We start from the raw sequence: 17522 nt of genomic DNA on the forward strand, positions 1-17522 counted from the left end.
GATAATCGAGACTTAAATATTTAGAGGGTTATCTCCTAATAAAAACATGTTTATTAAAAAATACCAAGTGTATATTGCCAAGGTAGTTAATTAAGCACAAAGAACTGTTTAAATTAGGACTTTACCAACTGCCAAAGCAGATTTAAGATAAAATGCTAAATTAAACAGTCTTTTTGCTATTACAATTTATAAAAAAATATTTATTGTTGCGCTTTAAAAGCTTTTAATTTTTCTATGAGTTGCGGAACCACCTCAAAAGCATCGCCCACAACGCCGTAATCTGCGGCTTTAAAGAACGGTGCTTCGGCATCGGTATTAATAACCACTTTTACTTTTGAAGCATTAATACCCGCTAAATGTTGGATAGCTCCAGATATACCAATGGCAATATAAAGGTTTGCTGCTACTGGTTTTCCGGTTTGCCCAACGTGTTCGCCATGGGGCCTCCATCCTAAATCAGATACTGGTTTAGAGCATGCAGTTGCAGCGCCTAAAACCTCGGCCAGTTCTTCAACCATGCCCCAGTTTTCAGGACCTTTTAAACCACGACCGGCAGAAACCACTATTTCGGCATCGGCAATGGTTACTTTATCGGTAGCTTTGTCAACAGATTTCACGGTTACACCAGATTTTGAAATTGAGGGCGAAAACGCTTCCGCGGAAGCGCTACCATTAGATTCTACTAATCCGAAAGAATTATTAGAAACCGCCAATATCTTAACATCGGTATCAATGGTTGTAATGCTAAAAGCTTTGTTTGTAAAGGCGTTACGTTTAACGGTAAGAGGCGACGTGCTTGATGGTGCTTCAACAACATTTGAAGCAAAACCTGCGTTTAAGCCAATGGCTAAAAGAGGAGCTAGATATTTGCTGTCTGCACTCGAGCTTAAAATTACCACTTTGGCATTTTCGTTTTCTGCGGCTTGTTTTAAAACATCGGCATAGGTTTTTGCGCTAAAAGCATCGAGTTGCGGGTTGCTTACGTTTAAAACTTTATCTACTCCGTAATTCCCTAAAGCAGCAGTATCGTTTGCGTTTATAGCTAACGCAGTTACTGTGGTTCCTAATTGGTTTGCTACAGACTTGGCGTAAGAGGCTACCTCGAGAGCTGTTTTTTTAAATGTTCCTTGTTCTGATTCTGTATATACTAAAACTGACATAATATGCAATCTTTTTATTTGTCATTCCCGTGAAGACGGGAATCTTAATTAATATTTTCGTAAACTTTAAAAGATCCTGAAATAAATTCAGGATGATTTAGCAGGCTAAATCACCTTAGCTTCGTTGTGAAGCAAGTTTACTAATTCGTCTAAATTATCGGGCGATACCAATGTTACCGCACCTTTTGGCGCAGGTTTTTCAAAATTAACCGCAGTGGTGCCTGCTGTTGCTTCAACAGGTTCAACAATGGTTAATGGTTTTTTTCGAGCCATCATTATACCCCGCATGTTAGGGATGCGCAGATCGCTTTCTTCAACCAATCCTTTTTGTCCACCAATAACCAATGGTAAGGTTGTTGATACGGTCTCCTTTCCGCCATCAATTTCACGAATCGCCGTAGCGTTTGCCCCGTCAACTTCAAGGCTAATACAATTGTTTACAAAATTGGCATGGGTTAAACCAGCTAACATGCCCGGAACCATACCACCGTTATAATCAATAGATTCGCGACCGGCAATAACCAAATCGTAGCCGCCATCTTGCACTACTTTTGCTAATTGTTTGGCTACCTGTAAACCATCCAATGCAGCTGTGTTAACTCGAATGGCACTGTCTGCACCAATAGCTAGCGCTTTACGTAAAGTTGGCTCGGTTTCTGCACCGCCAACATTAACAACATCTACACTTGCGCCCTGTTTTTCTTTAAACCACATGGCACGGGTTAAACCAAACTCATCGTTTGGGTTGATAACATATTGAACGCCATTGGTGTCGAATTTTGAGTTGTTATCTGTAAAATTAATTTTCGATGTGGTGTCTGGAACGTGACTTATACACACTAAAATTTTCATTATAAATCGTTTATGTATTAATACTTAGTTATTTAAAAGAGCACGATTTTAACCTACCAAAAGCAGTAAAAAACCGCAAGCTTTTCATGGCAACGAAGTTAATTATTTTATTTTGAATATTTACTATGCGCGCATAATAAATTTTTAGATAATTCTTTTAAACAAGGTATTCTATTTATTGTTATTTTTGCAATTCGATCTTAAAAACAGCATTAATGAAAACAATTCAATTTAGAGAAGCCATTTGCGAAGCCATGAGCGAAGAAATGCGAAGGGACGAAAGCGTTTATTTAATGGGTGAGGAAGTTGCAGAATACAACGGTGCTTACAAAGCCTCAAAAGGGATGCTTGACGAGTTTGGCCCAAAACGGGTTATCGATACGCCAATTGCAGAGCTTGGTTTTGCAGGAATAGCCATTGGCTCTACCATGACCGGGAACAGGCCTATTGTAGAATACATGACCTTTAATTTCTCTTTAGTTGGAATTGATCAAATTATAAACAATGCCGCTAAAATTAGGCAAATGTCCGGGGGGCAGTTTAAGTGCCCTATCGTGTTTCGTGGACCAACAGCTTCTGCGGGCCAATTAGGGGCAACGCACTCGCAGGCTTTCGAGAATTGGTTTGCCAATACACCGGGTTTAAAAGTGGTTGTACCATCAAACCCATACGATGCCAAAGGCTTGTTAAAAGCTGCCATTCGCGATGACGACCCAGTTATTTTTATGGAAAGCGAGCAAATGTACGGCGATAAGGGCGAAGTGCCTGAAGGCGAATATGTATTGCCAATTGGTGTTGCCGATATTAAAAGAGAAGGTACAGATGTTACCATAGTGTCTTTCGGGAAAATTATAAAAGAAGCTTACAAGGCTGCCGATGAACTAGAAAAAGAAGGCATTTCTTGCGAGATAATCGATTTGCGAACCGTACGCCCCATGGACAGAAAAGCAATTGTGGAATCGGTTAAAAAAACAAATAGATTAGTGGTTTTAGAAGAAGCGTGGCCCTTTGGAAATGTAGCAACCGAAATCACTTATTTGGTACAGTCTGAAGCCTTTGATTATTTAGATGCGCCCATTGTAAAAATTAACACAGCAGATACGCCAGCACCCTACTCACCGGTTTTACTAAAAGAGTGGTTGCCAGATTACACAGAGGTAATAAAAGCCGTTAAAAAAGTATTATACAAATAAATTGATATTATTTACGTTATATAAACTTCATTAGCACGATTGTTGATGGAGTTTTTTTATACTATGAACATAAGACTACTATTCGTATTTTTTTTATTCGGATTTATCTCAGCATCAGCCCAAACCAAAGTTAGCGGTTATGTGTTTGATGAACATAACGAAGCCGTTTCGTTCGCAAACGTTATATTCAAAGGGTCTTCTGATGGTACCATTACCGATGAAAACGGGAAATTCTATTTAGAATCTGCCGAAACTTGGAACACTCTAACCATCTCCTTTATAGGTTACCAAACCCTGGAGATTCAATTAGAAAAAAAAGTAAACTACAATTTAAAATTCATTTTAAAAGAAGAAACAGCACAATTAGATGCTGTGGTTATCGTCTCTGGAAAGCAATCAAAAAAGAATAATCCCGCTATCGATTTGCTACGTAAAATTTGGGAACACAAACGTAAAAACGGATTAAACCTTTACAAGCAATACGAATACGATAAATACGAAAAAGTAGAATTCGATATAAACACCATCGATAGCGCGCTTATAAAAAGCAAACTCTTTAGAGGTATGGAGTTTGTGTTTAACGAAGTAGATACCTCACGCGTTACCGGTAAAACCTACTTGCCCATGTTTATTAACGAAGCCGTATCAAAGGTTTATGGCGACAACATTATAAACAAAGAAAAAGAAGTTTTAAAAGGCAACAAAAACTCGGGCTTTAGCGATAATCAAGTTATTATCGATTTTGTTGGCGATTTGTATTCCGATTATAATATATACGATAATTACCTTAAATTCTTCGATAAAAGCTTTGTAAGTCCGCTTTCAAAAACCGGCATAAACACTTATAATTATGTCCTTTCAGACAGTGCATATATCGATAACAAATGGTGCTACAACATTATTTATTATCCGCGCCGTAAAAACGAACTCACTTTTAAAGGCGATTTTTGGGTGGCAGATTCTACCTATGCCATTAAGGAAATTAATTTACAAGCCTCAAAAAGTGCCAATATAAATTGGGTAAAAGATATTTATATCGAACAAGAATTCGACGTGCTTAACGATTCCATTTTCCTTGTAAAACGAGATTATATGATGTCTGATTTTGCATTAAGTAAAAAAGAAAAATCGCGAGGCATTTATGGTAAGCGCACCACACTTTTCGATAATTACAAATTTGATAAACCCTTAGATAAAAAATTCTACGACAGGCAAGTTTACAATTACGATAAAGATATTTACGATAGGGACGATGCCTTTTGGGCAGCAAACCGTTTAGAAGACCTAAACAAAGACGAACAAGGCGTTTACAAAATGCTGGATACCCTAAAAACCGTAAAAAAGTTTAAACGGCTCTATAATTTAGGAAGCATATTAGCATCGGGTTATATCGAGTTTAACACGTTGCCGTTAGATTACGGCCCTATTTTTTCAACTTTCGGGTTTAACGAAGTTGAAGGCCTGCGATTGCGCACTGGCGGCCGCACCTATTTTGGCAGAAACGATTTGTGGCGTTTAGAAGGTTTTTTGGCTTACGGATTTAGAGACGATAAATTCAAATATGGTATTTCGGGCAAATGGCTGCTGGACAAAAAAAGCCGATTGATTATTTCTGGCGGAAACCGGCGCGATGTAGAACAAATAGGGGCAAGCCTAACCACAAGCACCGATGTTTTGGGGCGCAGTTTAGCCTCATCATCGGTTGTGGGAACCGGGGCAAACGACAAATTAACGAACATCAACTTAACCAGTTTAGCAGTGCAACTTGAGCCTTGGCGCAACCTTGTTTTTAGGCTCGGTGCCAACTACCGCACTTTAGAGTCGGCATCGGCAACCTTTAGTTTAGATTATGTCGATGCCCAATCGCCAACAGGTTTTTCATCTGAAATAAAACAATTTGAAACCGCATTTTCTCTATCTTATTTTCCTAAGCGAAAAATGACAGGCTTTGGCGTAGAGCGACGAACCGCAAACGACGATTTTGCTCGTATTTTTGCGCAAATAAGCCGTGGCGATAAAACAGTATTCAATAGCGATTTTAGCTATACCAAACTACAACTATCGTACATACAGCCCTGGCAACTTGGTGGTTTTGGCAGGTTGTACACAACCCTAGAAGCGGGCAAAACCTTTGGCGAAGTGCCATTGGGTTTGTTAAGCGTTATTCCCGGAAATCAATCGTATTTTTCAATTTACAACACCTTTTCACAGTTAGATTATTACGAGTTTGTAAGCGATAGTTACGCATCGTTTCATTTAGAACACAATTTTAACGGACGATTCTTTTCAAGAATTCCGTTTTTACGACAACTTAATCTTCGTGAGATTGTAAGTGTTCGTGGTGTTTGGGGCGAAATTTCGCAAGAAAACATTAACTTAAGCACAACCAATAACCCCAATAGTATTCCGTTGGTGGCACCAAACAATAAACCGTATTACGAGTATGGTTTGGGCATTGGCAATATTTTTAAAGTCTTTAGAATCGACTTTAATTTTAGAGGTAATTATAAAGATAGTGTTATCTACCCCAATGCACGTAAATTTGGTGTAACAGGAACCTTTGGGTTTTATTTTTAGGGGCTGGTTTTGTAAATTTTGATTAGCTTAATAATAAGTTGTCTTTATTCCGTTTACCAAAGCTTTACTTATTTAGAATCTGTGGTAGCAATACTTTTAATTTTTTAATTAAACAAGTTTTAAGAGCACAAGCACCTGGTTTTAAGTTAAACATTAATTTAGTACAAGAAATTGATTTTTTCATTATTTAAATACAAACAGCGGTATCTAGGTTTATATGCTATGTAGTTTGTCTCAGCTTTAGGTTTTTGCAGTAAAAAACAAGTGTTTTTTGTTGTTAAATGTTAAAGCGTTCAGTACATTTGCAGCCCTAAAAGGAAAAAATATGACTAAGAATAAAGGATTAACCTTTGATGTGTTAATTGAGATACCAAAAGGCAGTAGGAATAAATACGAATACGATTTTACACTGAACAAAATCCGATTCGACCGTACCTTGTTTTCATCCATGATGTACCCGGGCGATTATGGGTTTATTCCAGAAACCTTAGCCTTGGACCAAGATCCGTTAGATGTTTTGGTGTTGGGCACAGAGCCAACCTATCCAATGGTGGTAATGGAAGTGCGACCCATAGGGGTATTCCACATGACTGATGAAAAAGGACCTGATGAAAAAATTATTTGTGTCCCGGTTTCAGATCCCATTTGGTGTAAGAACAAAGACCTGACCGATTTAAATCCGCATATAATTAAAGAAATCGAACACTTTTTTCAGGTTTATAAAGACTTAGAAGAAAAGAAAGTAGATGTTGGTGGTTGGGGCGATGCCGAAAAAGCCATAGACATTTACCACAAGTGCGTACAACGATATGAAGAAAGCGAGCACAAGAAAAAAAGAACCTTTACAATTTAACTAAAATGATTAAATATAGGTTAATATAAAAATAGACCATCTTATGTATAAGGTGGTTTTTTTTATCCCTTATATTTTCCTATTTTTAGTCCCGTTAAAAAAAAATAATTAACTAAAACTAACTAACTAATATGGAATTAATAGTAAAATTTTTACCACTTTTTGGTGTACTGGCACTTTTATTTGTCTTTATAAAAAGCGCATGGGTATCTAAGCAAGATCAAGGCACGGAAAAAATGAAAAGGATAGCTAAGAACATTGCAGATGGCGCCATGTCTTTCCTTAAAGCCGAATACAAAATACTTGCAATCTTTGTAGTAGCCGTTGCAGTCCTATTATATTTTAAAGGAATTAATGAAGTAGGGTCCAACGGTATGGTAGCTGTATCGTTTATTGTTGGAGCTATCTGTTCTGCCTTGGCCGGTTTTATAGGAATGAAGGTGGCCACCAAAGCTAACGTAAGAACCACAAGTGCTGCAAGAACATCATTGGGAACAGCCTTAGAAGTAGCCTTTGCAGGAGGTGCTGTAATGGGCTTGGGCGTTGTAGGCTTGGGCGTATTGGGGCTAAGTGGTTTGTTTATGATTTACAGCCAAATGGGTTGGGGCATAAACGAAGTGCTAAATGTACTTTCGGGCTTCTCTCTTGGAGCATCTTCAATTGCATTATTTGCCCGTGTTGGCGGTGGTATTTATACCAAGGCTGCCGATGTAGGTGCAGATTTGGTTGGTAAGGTTGAAGCTGGTATTCCAGAAGATCATCCATTAAACCCTGCAACTATAGCCGATAATGTTGGAGATAACGTAGGCGATGTTGCCGGAATGGGAGCCGATTTGTTCGAATCTTATGTAGGGTCTATAATAGGTACCATGGTATTAGGTGCAATTTTTGCAACCTTACCAGAGTTTGCTTCACAGTTTAATGGCCTTGGAGCCGTGTTTTTACCATTGGTATTAGCCGCAGTTGGTATTATAATGTCTATAATAGGTACATTTTTTGTAAGGGTTAAAGATGGTGGTTCGCCGCACGCTGCATTAAATATAGGAGAATTTGGGTCGGCAGGATTAATGTTGGTTGCATCGTATTTTATAATTCAGCAAATGTTGCCAGAATCATGGCTTTACAAAGGAATAGAATATACCTCTACAGGAGTGTTTCTAGCTACCATTGCTGGTTTGGTCGCTGGTTTGGCAGTTGGTAAAGTAACCGAATATTACACAGGAACAGGAACAAAACCTGTTAATTCAATCGTTAGACAGTCTGAAACAGGAAGTGCGACAAATATAATTGCTGGCCTAGGGGTTGGTATGATGAGTACCGCTATTCCAATTTTGTTAATTGCTGCTGCAATTTTAGTATCGCACTACTTTGCAGGGCTATATGGAATAGCAATTGCAGCGGTAGGAATGCTTGCAAACACTGGGATCCAACTGGCAGTTGATGCTTACGGGCCAATATCTGATAATGCAGGTGGTATTGCTGAAATGGCAGAATTACCTAGTGAAGTAAGAGAGCGCACCGATAAATTGGATGCTGTTGGTAATACAACTGCCGCTATTGGCAAAGGGTTCGCCATCGCTTCAGCAGCTTTAACTGCTTTAGCTTTATTCGCAGCCTTTATGGAAACAGCCGGTGTAACGGCTATTGATGTGTCTCAACCAGATATTATGGCAGGACTATTAGTGGGCGGTATGCTTCCATTTGTGTTTTCGGCCCTGTCCATGAACGCCGTTGGTCGTGCTGCTATGGCCATGATAGAAGAAGTGCGCCGCCAATTTAGAGATATACCTCAGTTAAAAGCCGCTTTAGAAGTGATGCGGGCGGTTGACTCCGATATGTCCAAAGCAACTCCAGAGCAAAGAAAAACCTTTGATGCTGCCGATGGTTATGCAGAATACGATAAGTGTGTTGCAATTTCAACAAAGGCCTCTATAAAAGAAATGGTACTCCCTGGTTTATTGGCTATAGTTGTTCCTGTTGCAGTTGGTTTTATTGGAGGTGCAGAAATGTTAGGAGGCCTTTTGGCAGGTGTTACTACCTGTGGTGTGCTAATGGCCATTTTCCAATCTAACGCCGGTGGTGCTTGGGATAATGCTAAGAAAACCATTGAAGAACAAGGTAGAAAAGGAACGGAAGCGCACAAAGCTGCTGTAGTTGGTGATACTGTTGGAGATCCTTTTAAAGATACGTCTGGGCCATCATTAAATATATTATTAAAGTTAATGAGTGTTGTAGCTTTGGTTATCGCGCCTAGTATCGCTATTACTGCTGAAGGTATGGCAGCTTATACTGAAGAAAAAGAAGCTACGGAATTAGTGGCCCAAAATATTTCGAAAGATATTAAAGTAGAAATGAATGAAGGTGAAGACGGCATTTTTAAAGCCGTAGTTACTACTGTTGTAAATGAAAATGGTGAAAAAACCACTAATTATGAAACGTTTGAAGGTACAGAGACCGAAGTAAAACAAGCCGTTTCTAACTTGAAAAAAGAAGAGAATAGCTAAGCAGTTGGTTATTTAAAACAAAAACAGCCGCATCTTTTTTTGATGTGGCTGTTTTTGTTTGCGTTAGCGATTGATGTGGCATCCTTTTTTGAGGTACGAGAAAAAGATATAACGGAAAGCGCGGTTTACCTTTTTTGGTAAAAACGCCCTAAAAAAGGCCGTTAATTTCTGCCTCGACTTTATTAATTATATCTCCTAAATCTTCGGGGTTCGAAACAAAATCTAAGTTATCAACGTCTATAATAAGCAAGTTGCCCTTATCGTATTTTGTAATCCAAGCTTCGTAGCGTTCGTTTAGCCTGCTTAAATAATCGATGCTTATGGAATTTTCGTAATCGCGCCCGCGTTTATGGATTTGATCGACTAAATTAGAGATGGAACTGCGCAAGTAAATTAGTAAATCTGGGCCTTGTACAAACGATTCCATAAGCTGGAAAAGCGATGCGTAATTCTCAAAATCGCGGTTGGTCATTAATCCCATGGCATGCAAATTGGGAGCAAAAATATGGGCATCTTCGTAAATGGTGCGATCCTGGATAATGTCTTTTCCGCTTTCGCGGATTTGAGCCACTTGACGAAATCTGCTATTTAAAAAATAAACCTGTAAGTTAAAGCTCCAGCGTTCCATTTGGTTGTAAAAATCGTCTAAATAGGGGTTGTCCACAACATCCTCGAGTTGAGCCTCCCATTTATAATGTTTTGCCAATAATTTTGTAAGCGTTGTTTTTCCTGCGCCTATGTTTCCTGCAATAGCAATATGCATGTTATAAGTTAATTTATTTTTAATTGGAATTCCTGTAGTGTTTCGTTTGCGTAAATATACAAGGTTTCGCCCGTTACAAAAAACTGTTTTATCAACAAATTGGGTGTTTTAATTGGCGTTAGGGTTTTGGTGTTTTTCTTTAAATAAAATAGCTTGTTGTCTTTTTTTAAGATTATATTTTCGTTGTGTTCTGCCAGTTCTGAAAACCCATTGTTTGCAGTTTTAAAAATCAAACTTCCAAAATAATTGTATTTGTAAAGATACGTTTTGGTAAGCAGCCAGCAGTAGTTGTAATTGCTGGCTATGTGCAACACATTGCTTTTAACCGGAAGTGTTTTTGCCCGCGTTTTTTTTGCTTTGTAATCGAATAATTCCAATTGTTGGGTGTCTTGGTTAAATATCCAAAGGGTATTGTCGAACCCTGTGGTTATTTGCGAAACGTTTTTATAGGGCTGAATAGAATTGAAATCAATTTTAAATATCTCGCCCAACCTGTTGTCTAGAATCACAACCGTGTTAAAGTTTTTGTAAAACAGGTTGATTTTTAATGGGTTGAATGTGTTTGCGTAAGTGATTTTTCCCAACTGCACATTGCTATAAGTGAGGCTTTTGTTTGCTTGCTTTTTATTAAAAACGTTGTTGTTTATGTAAAAAATGGTTCCGAAATTATCGATACCTACAAATGTTTCAGCTTTAAGATTGGTTTTATTTATTAATGAAGTTGCAATAGGTTCTTGACAGAAACCGGCATAAGACAGGATTAAAAAGATGTAAAAGGCATGTTTCATTATAGGCTGAAAAATACGAAAAAGCCATAACATAACGAACAGTACTAGATTTATATTTATATTATCGTAATATTGCAATATTACATTAACAATGTAAAAAAAAAATAGGGTATAAACAAAAACAGAAGCCTCGGTAAATAAGCTTGTAACACAATATGCGAACATTAATTATTTTTTATGTTCCCCCCCCCCGCCTTTATTAAGTTTTTTGCAGAGTTTTGTTATAAATACATCCATACTTCTTGCCGATAAAAAAGTCATCGTTTCCCAAAGTTTATTTAGAATTACAGACAGGTTTAAAACCGCGTTTTTGTTTTATAACAGAAATTTAAGGAAATCTGTTTTTTTTTATTTTTATAAGAAACACGCTAACCAACCGAAAAAGGGAATAGGTAAACGAAACCAAAAACATTGGCAATTGCACTTGTTTTAAGGTGGTTTTTAAAGATGATTATACCCCACAAACATATAATGCAGAATGGCGAAACCAAAGAATTAACCAAATACCGAGCAATTACGGTTTGGTACTCGCCGAAAATTTCCGTTAATAATCAGCCTTCAAAATTTCACGGGCTTTCGGGGTTAATTTTAGAGGTTAACGATGGCGACCTAACCTTGGTTTGCAGCAAGATTGTTATAAATCCAAAACGCGCCTGTTAATATTTTAGAACCCACAAAGGGAAAGAAGTTACCAAACAAAATTTGACCAGATTATGGGAAAAATACAAAAGAAATGATGGAGCAATTTCGGTACAGAAGAGGTGGTGGCGATGGCGAAAGGGTGATGATTAGAGTTGGTGGACAAATTAAAATTCTCTCAACTGTATTAACCTTTAAATATAATATGGTGTCTGGATATAATGTTTAATTGATTGATAATTAATAGTTTTGTTTAATTATTTTGTATATTTGTTAAACACAACAATCGTACACACTCGAGTCATGAAAACTTTCTTTGCTAAACACTCTGCTTTTTTAATCGTATTATCTGTTTCGGCTTCATTATTTGCTCAAGAATTTCAGGGTAAAGCTTATTATTTTTCAAAAACCCCTATGAATCTTGGTAGTTGGGGAGCAACAATGAGCGAACAACAAAAAAAACAAATTGCAGAACGTTTAAAAAATAGGTTGGAAAAAACCTATGTTTTAACCTTCAATAAACAAGCTTCTGTTTATAAAGAAGATGAAAAACTAGATGCTATTTCTGGAGCAACAGATTCTTGGGGAAAGAATTTTACACCAGGAACACAGTACAAAAATGTAAAAACCAATACCTTTTTGCAGGCTCAAGAGTTTTATGGAAAAAAGTTTTTGGTTAAAGATAGCCTAATGCCTCTTAAATGGAAATTGCAAACAGAATCTAAGCAAATAGGACAATATACTTGTTTTAAGGCAACTGCTTTAATTGCTAAATCCCAACTATCTTGGTATTCGTTTTCATGGAGCCAATTGCGCAACAATGCTTCCAACGCCAACGAAACTGATACACTAGAAGAAATCACCCAGGTTGTTGCATGGTACACGCCACAGCTGCCCATTAGCCAAGGTCCTGGCGAATATTGGGGGCTGCCGGGTTTAATACTGGAAGTTAACGTAAACGACACCACTATTCTTTGTTCAAAAATTGTAATAAATCCAGAAGAGAAAATAAAAATTAATGCTCCAGATAAAGGGCAGCAAGTAAACAAGCAAGAATACAAAAAAATAATTGTTGAAAAAATGCAGGAGTTTAGAAATAACAGAACAGGAAGAAGAAACAGATAAAAGGGTATGAAAACTCCAAAAACAGATCAATTTAACATTATTTTAACACAGCGTACTTAAACTAAGGGATTTTGTTTGGGTCTAAAAAAAATCGATGTGTTTACAGCAACTTAATGTTAAAAATTAAATTTATGATAACTACCATTTTAAAAAGTGCCACTTTACTTTTGTTTTTTTTGGTTTCTCTACCACTAACAGCGCAAGATTTTCAAGCCAAAGCCTATTATATGTCCAAAACCTCTATCGATATGGATAATTTTGGGCGGCCTGGAATGAGCGAAGAACAAAAAAAGCAGATCGCAGAACGTATGAAAAGCATGCTTGAAAAAACATACGTTTTAAACTTTAACAAAACCGAATCTAATTATAAAGAGGAAGAAAAACTGGAAGCTCCCGGTCAAGGTCAAGGTGCCCGATTTAGAGGGATTATGTCTAGTTTTACAGGTGGCAATCAATATAAAAACATCAAGGAGAAAGCGTTTTTGCAAGATCAAGAATTATTCGGAAAACAGTTTTTAATAAAAGATTCATTACCCCAAATAAATTGGGTAATGGGTAGCGAAACCAAACAAATAGGGCAATATATGTGCTTTAAGGCTACCGCAACAATTCCCGACACGAATTTTGATTTTACAAGATTTAGAAGACGTTCGCAGCACACAACCCCTCAGCAAGATTCAACCCAAACTAAAGAGCCAGAAACCAACAATTCCGAGAAGTTAATTCAGGTTGAAGCGTGGTACACACTACAAATTCCAATCAGCCAAGGCCCAGGAGAATATTGGGGGCTTCCTGGTTTGATTTTAGAAGTAAGCGCAGGAAGGACAACCGTTTTGTGCTCAAAAATAGTGATCAATCCCAGTGAAAAAGTTGTTATTAATAAACCTTCAAAAGGAAAAGAAGTTACTAAACTAGAATATCAGGAAATCCTGGAAAAGAAAATGAAGGAATTACGCGAAAACTTTAGAGGAAGAGGTCGAGGCGGAAGAAGAGGGTAGTACCTAAATTAACCAACCAATAAAACAACTAAATGAAATTAAAAATAAGCACGCTATTCTTATTAATAGCAAGTACAGCTTTTGCCCAGATAAAATTAGAAGGTGTCGTAAAAGACAGTATAGGCAATCCGCTTGAATTGGCTAATGTAATAGCCATAAACCAAGAAACCCAAGCTCTGGAATCTTACGGCATTACTAATGATGGCGGGCGTTATAAATTAAATTTAGAAAAAAACACGACCTATAGTTTACAAGTTAGTTATATAGGTATGAAGGCTTTTAAAGAAACCATTACCACCAAAGAAGTAGATATTGTTAAGAATGTTACCATGATGCCAGACAATGCATTAGATGCCGTTGAACTCACTTACGAAATGCCCGTAACGGTAAAAGGAGATACCTTAATTTACAATGCCGATTCGTTTAAAACAGGAACAGAACGTAAACTTGAAGATGTTTTGGAAAAATTACCGGGTGTAGAAATTAATGATGACGGGCAAGTAGAAGTGGAAGGCAAAGTGGTAAATAAACTTATGGTTAACGGGAAGGATTTCTTTGATGGCGACACCAAATTGGCAACTAAAAACATCCCGTCTAATGCAGTTGATAAAGTACAGGTATTGCGAAACTATTCAGAAGTTGGTCAATTAAGAAATGTAACAAACAACCAAGACAATGTTGCCATAAACATAAAACTTAAAGAGGGCAAAGAAAATTTTTGGTTTGGTAATATTACCGCCGGTGCAGGCGAATCTCCAGACAATACGCTCTATTTAGCCCAACCCAAGTTATTTTATTACAGCCCTAAATTTAGCCTTAATTTTATTGGAGACCTTAATAACACCGGAGATTTGGCTGTAACACGGCGAGACCTTCGCGGTTTTGGTGGTGGCTTTAGGGCACCCAGCAGAGGTAGTGGCACAAGCATAAACCTGGGCAACAACGCACTTAATTTTTTAACTAGCCAAAACAATGCGCTCGAAATAACAAACAAACTTGCAGCATCAAATTTTAGCTATTCGCCTAAAAAAAGCCTCGATATAAGTGGGTTTGCCATATATAACAGCAGTAGGATTTTATCTAAAGAAACCAGTTTTGTTCAATATACCGACTCCGATTTGGGAATTCCAGACGAAGCTACCGAGCAAAACAGTAAAGAACGCTCTAACCAGGGGCTAGCCAAATTAAGCCTGTCTTACAAACCAAATTTTAACAACCAGCTAGATTATGATGTTTTGGGGCGCTTTTCAAAAGACGACCAAACCCAAAACCTCTTATCTTCGGTAATTGGCAATACAAACCAGTTGGATGAGGTTACGCCATTTAGCATCAATCAAAACCTGAATTATTATTACACACTTAACGAAACCAATATTTTTGCTTTTGAAGCACAGCATTTAATAAAAAACGAAGACCCGTTTTACAATGCATTATTGGTAAACGACCCCAATAATAACGATGCAACAGACCCCAACGATAGAGATGCCTTTGATACAACGGCACAAGCCATGGGCTTTAATACCACGTTAAATAATTACAATTTAGGGCAAAACAGACGCATAAAATCTAATCAATTAGATGCCAAGTTAGATTACTACAACATCCTCAATGCAAAAAGCAACATCAATTTTACATTAGGAGCAATTTTAAGTAATCAGCAATTCAACTCTAATATCTTTCAGTTTCTAGAGGGCAATACACAGTTTCAACCCACGCCAACGTTTAATAGCGGACGTGCCGCTAACGATACCGATTACAATTTTACCGATGTGTATTTAGGCCTTCACTATACTTTAAAAACCGGAAAATTTACCATAACTCCCGGGTTTTCACTACATGCTTACGGCAATAAAAACAGCCAGTTTGGAGAAACATTTAGAAACAACTTTTTTAAGTTTCTACCAGATTTCGAAACTCGAATCCAATTTAAAAAAAGCGAAAGTTTAACCCTGCGTTATACCATGCAAAATCAATTTACCGATGTTACCCGATTAGCTCAAGGTTTAGTATTTAACAATTTTAACAGCATTCAGTTTGGCGAGCCAGATTTACAAAACGCGCTATCGCACAATGTAAGTTTATTTTATAGCAGCTTCAACCTGTTTAACTATACCAATGTTTTTGGGCGTCTTTCATATTCAAAAAATATCGACCAAATTAGAGGCTTAACAGATTTTGAAAACGTGATTAGAACAAGCACCTTTTTCAACTCCAATTTTGCCGACGAAAGCGTATCTGCAAACGGCCGCATACAGCGCACCTTTGGTAAATTAAGAGCCAGTTTATCTGCCAATTTCAACTACAGTAAAATCAATCAGTTTGTACAAGGCCGGCAATCGTTAAGCGAGCGGTTTACCCAAAGTTATCGCCCCGAATTGCGCACTAATTTCAGGGAAGCACCAAACCTAAGGATTAGGTACCGTTATAGCGTTTCCAACAATAATTTGGGCACAAGCACAACCAAGTTTGTTACCAATGCGCCGTCCATAGATTTCGATGCTTATATCTGGCAATCGGTTACCTTCAAAACCGAATTCACCTATACTAATCAAGACAGCGGTACAGAGCCATCGCAATCTTTTAAGACCTGGGATGCTTCTCTATCTTACAGAAAAAACAACGATGCTAAATGGGAATACGAAATTAAAGCCACTAACCTGTTGGATATAGATTCGCGCGTGCGAAACAGCGCCAGCAACCTCGCCGTATTTAACACCGAAACCTTTATACAACCGCGCTTTATAACATTACGGGTGCGTTACGAGTTGTAAGGCTATGATATTGAATTTTTAAGCGGTACGCTTTTTATTCATTTGGGCGTTACCACAAGGGTCGGGCTATCCGCTATATCTTTTTTACGTCATAGCGAGGAGGAACAACGTGGCTACCTGTTAAATTTTAGTTCTAAATAAAGTGTGTTTTCCTTCTTTTCAAAAAAGGATGCCGCTACTATCCCTAACGCACCTATCAGCTAAGTTCTAGTTTTTTAAATCGAAAAGTTGTTTTGTTTCTAAAGGGGTTCGTATAATGGTTTTCTTTAGTTTGCAATTGGTTTTTATACAAAGTCTTTACGTCCTTTAATCCATTCTTGAATATAATAATAAAATTCGTCCCAAGGCATTTCTAAAATTTCATCAGCACTCAATTCATCGTTTTCTGCAATTTCATAAAAATCGCCATTAAATTCGTTATACAATCGCCATATTTTATTTGCGCTGGCAATATGGTTTCCATTTAGTTTTCTTATCCAATTTCTAACTTGTCTTAACGCCTTTTCAGGCTTTTCATTGTGAATAGAAATATCATTGCCGGAAATATCAGAAATGGATTTCTGGTAGCGATATTTTAACTTATCTAGAATTAAAAAAGCATTTTTCTTTTTGAGAAGCAGAGCCAAATCTTTTACAACCAATATCCATTCCTAATTCAAATGGCATATTAAATCTTGCAAGCTCATTTTTCTTACTAGCCTCCAATCTTGACAAGTCATGAATGCTATATTTGGAGTTACTTATTAAATTAATAATTCCATCCACTCGTGAATCAGCAGAATTATTGGTTTCAGATAAAAGGGGTTTGTAATTTAAATATACAATGCAGAAAACAATAGCTTTTAGTAATGTTTTGTATTTGTCGTCAAATGGGCAATTAATAAAAATATTTTTATCAAATGCCATTCTTTTACTTAGCTAATTGAACTTTTTCAACAGTCCCATCAGAATTATGAAGAACAAGAACTTCTATTTTTCCTGATTTTAAAATTTCCCTAGCAGTTAAAACGGCTCTTTTTTTATCATCGAATTCATGCAACACTCTTTCGGCTCCTTCTTTAAAGACAACCCAATGACCGTCTCTTGCAATAACGTGGCCTTTCTTAACTGTAGAACCAGCAGTTCTAAATTTTGCTCCAATTGTTTTTTTCCTACTTGAATTCATAATTATTAAAAGCAATAGCTTTTTTAAATATCTGCAATTTTCATTCCAAATGTTTGCCAATGCTCAACCAATATTAAATCGCTTTAATGTTTAATATTAGCCGTTAAACGAAGTTATCATTTTTTTCTGATAAA

The 17522-nt window shown here is 37.2% G+C and carries 16 protein-coding genes; 9 read left to right on the forward strand and 7 right to left on the reverse strand.

Going from position 1 to position 17522, the window contains the following annotated elements; all coding sequences use genetic code 11:
* Positions 1–200: 200 nt before the first annotated feature.
* Together ACFSQS_RS11585 and ACFSQS_RS11590 are read right to left on the reverse strand one after the other, a co-directional pair.
* Positions 201–1160: an electron transfer flavoprotein subunit alpha/FixB family protein gene (locus ACFSQS_RS11585; RefSeq protein ID WP_388018833.1), complete on the reverse strand. Its 960-nt coding sequence runs from the start codon at positions 1158–1160 to the stop codon at positions 201–203.
* 105 nt (positions 1161–1265) lie between these two features.
* Complete coding sequence (locus ACFSQS_RS11590; RefSeq protein ID WP_388018836.1) at positions 1266–2012, reverse strand: electron transfer flavoprotein subunit beta/FixA family protein; 747 nt, start codon at positions 2010–2012, stop codon at positions 1266–1268.
* A 215-nt stretch (positions 2013–2227) separates the two neighbouring features.
* On the opposite strand from ACFSQS_RS11590, the gene ACFSQS_RS11595 reads away from it, so the two are divergent.
* The 4 genes from ACFSQS_RS11595 (at position 2228) to ACFSQS_RS11610 (ending at position 9139) form a co-directional block, all read left to right on the forward strand.
* Positions 2228–3205: a pyruvate dehydrogenase complex E1 component subunit beta gene (locus tag ACFSQS_RS11595; protein WP_388018839.1), complete on the forward strand. Its 978-nt coding sequence runs from the start codon at positions 2228–2230 to the stop codon at positions 3203–3205.
* Positions 3206–3268: 63 nt separating this feature from the next.
* Positions 3269–5782: a DUF5686 and carboxypeptidase-like regulatory domain-containing protein gene (locus ACFSQS_RS11600; protein WP_388018842.1), complete on the forward strand. Its 2514-nt coding sequence runs from the start codon at positions 3269–3271 to the stop codon at positions 5780–5782.
* A gap of 325 nt (positions 5783–6107) precedes the next feature.
* Positions 6108–6635, forward strand: coding sequence for an inorganic diphosphatase (locus tag ACFSQS_RS11605; protein WP_388018845.1), 528 nt, complete (start codon positions 6108–6110; stop codon positions 6633–6635).
* Positions 6636–6766: 131 nt separating this feature from the next.
* The gene (locus tag ACFSQS_RS11610; protein WP_388018848.1) at positions 6767–9139 is read left to right on the forward strand and encodes a sodium-translocating pyrophosphatase; all 2373 of its coding nucleotides are present in this window, start codon (positions 6767–6769) and stop codon (positions 9137–9139) included.
* Between the two features lie 148 nt (positions 9140–9287).
* Here ACFSQS_RS11610 and ACFSQS_RS11615 read toward each other — a convergent pair whose 3' ends face one another.
* Together ACFSQS_RS11615 and ACFSQS_RS11620 are read right to left on the reverse strand one after the other, a co-directional pair.
* Positions 9288–9902 carry a deoxynucleoside kinase gene (locus tag ACFSQS_RS11615; protein ID WP_388018850.1) on the reverse strand — a complete coding sequence of 205 codons (615 nt, stop codon included), beginning with the start codon at positions 9900–9902 and terminating at the stop codon, positions 9288–9290.
* Positions 9903–9910: 8 nt separating this feature from the next.
* Complete coding sequence (locus ACFSQS_RS11620) at positions 9911–10690, reverse strand: hypothetical protein (RefSeq protein WP_388018853.1); 780 nt, start codon at positions 10688–10690, stop codon at positions 9911–9913.
* 447 nt (positions 10691–11137) lie between these two features.
* On the opposite strand from ACFSQS_RS11620, the gene ACFSQS_RS11625 reads away from it, so the two are divergent.
* From ACFSQS_RS11625 to ACFSQS_RS11645, 5 genes are all read left to right on the forward strand, one after another.
* The gene (locus ACFSQS_RS11625) at positions 11138–11350 is read left to right on the forward strand and encodes a hypothetical protein (RefSeq protein WP_388018856.1); all 213 of its coding nucleotides are present in this window, start codon (positions 11138–11140) and stop codon (positions 11348–11350) included.
* A gap of 73 nt (positions 11351–11423) precedes the next feature.
* Positions 11424–11558 (forward strand): hypothetical protein, encoded by a 135-nt coding sequence (locus tag ACFSQS_RS11630; RefSeq protein ID WP_388018859.1) that lies wholly within the window; start codon positions 11424–11426, stop codon positions 11556–11558.
* Positions 11559–11632: 74 nt separating this feature from the next.
* On the forward strand, positions 11633–12454 hold the full coding sequence (locus tag ACFSQS_RS11635; RefSeq protein WP_388018862.1) for a GLPGLI family protein: 822 nt from the start codon (positions 11633–11635) through the stop codon (positions 12452–12454).
* 131 nt (positions 12455–12585) lie between these two features.
* Positions 12586–13452, forward strand: a complete 867-nt coding sequence (locus ACFSQS_RS11640; RefSeq protein ID WP_388018865.1) for a GLPGLI family protein — start codon at positions 12586–12588, stop codon at positions 13450–13452.
* 32 nt (positions 13453–13484) lie between these two features.
* A complete protein-coding gene (locus tag ACFSQS_RS11645) occupies positions 13485–16223 on the forward strand; it encodes a carboxypeptidase regulatory-like domain-containing protein (RefSeq protein WP_388018868.1) in 2739 nt (912 codons plus the stop codon).
* 284 nt (positions 16224–16507) lie between these two features.
* On the opposite strand, the gene ACFSQS_RS11650 is transcribed toward ACFSQS_RS11645, so the two are convergent.
* From ACFSQS_RS11650 to ACFSQS_RS11660, 3 genes are read right to left on the reverse strand one after another with little or no spacing between them, the layout of a single operon-like run.
* Entirely contained in the window at positions 16508–16849 is a 342-nt protein-coding gene (locus ACFSQS_RS11650) for a hypothetical protein (RefSeq protein ID WP_388018871.1), read from the reverse strand.
* A complete protein-coding gene (locus tag ACFSQS_RS11655; RefSeq protein ID WP_388018874.1) occupies positions 16803–17129 on the reverse strand; it encodes a hypothetical protein in 327 nt (108 codons plus the stop codon). The genes ACFSQS_RS11650 and ACFSQS_RS11655 overlap by 47 nt, the downstream gene beginning before the upstream one ends.
* 4 nt (positions 17130–17133) lie before the next feature.
* Positions 17134–17448: a DUF2188 domain-containing protein gene (locus ACFSQS_RS11660; RefSeq protein ID WP_388018877.1), complete on the reverse strand. Its 315-nt coding sequence runs from the start codon at positions 17446–17448 to the stop codon at positions 17134–17136.
* Between the last annotated feature and the right edge of the window lie 74 nt (positions 17449–17522).

Origin of the sequence: Gelatiniphilus marinus, assembly GCF_042684345.1 — a bacterium.
Classification (GTDB): domain Bacteria; phylum Bacteroidota; class Bacteroidia; order Flavobacteriales; family Flavobacteriaceae; genus Gelatiniphilus; species Gelatiniphilus marinus.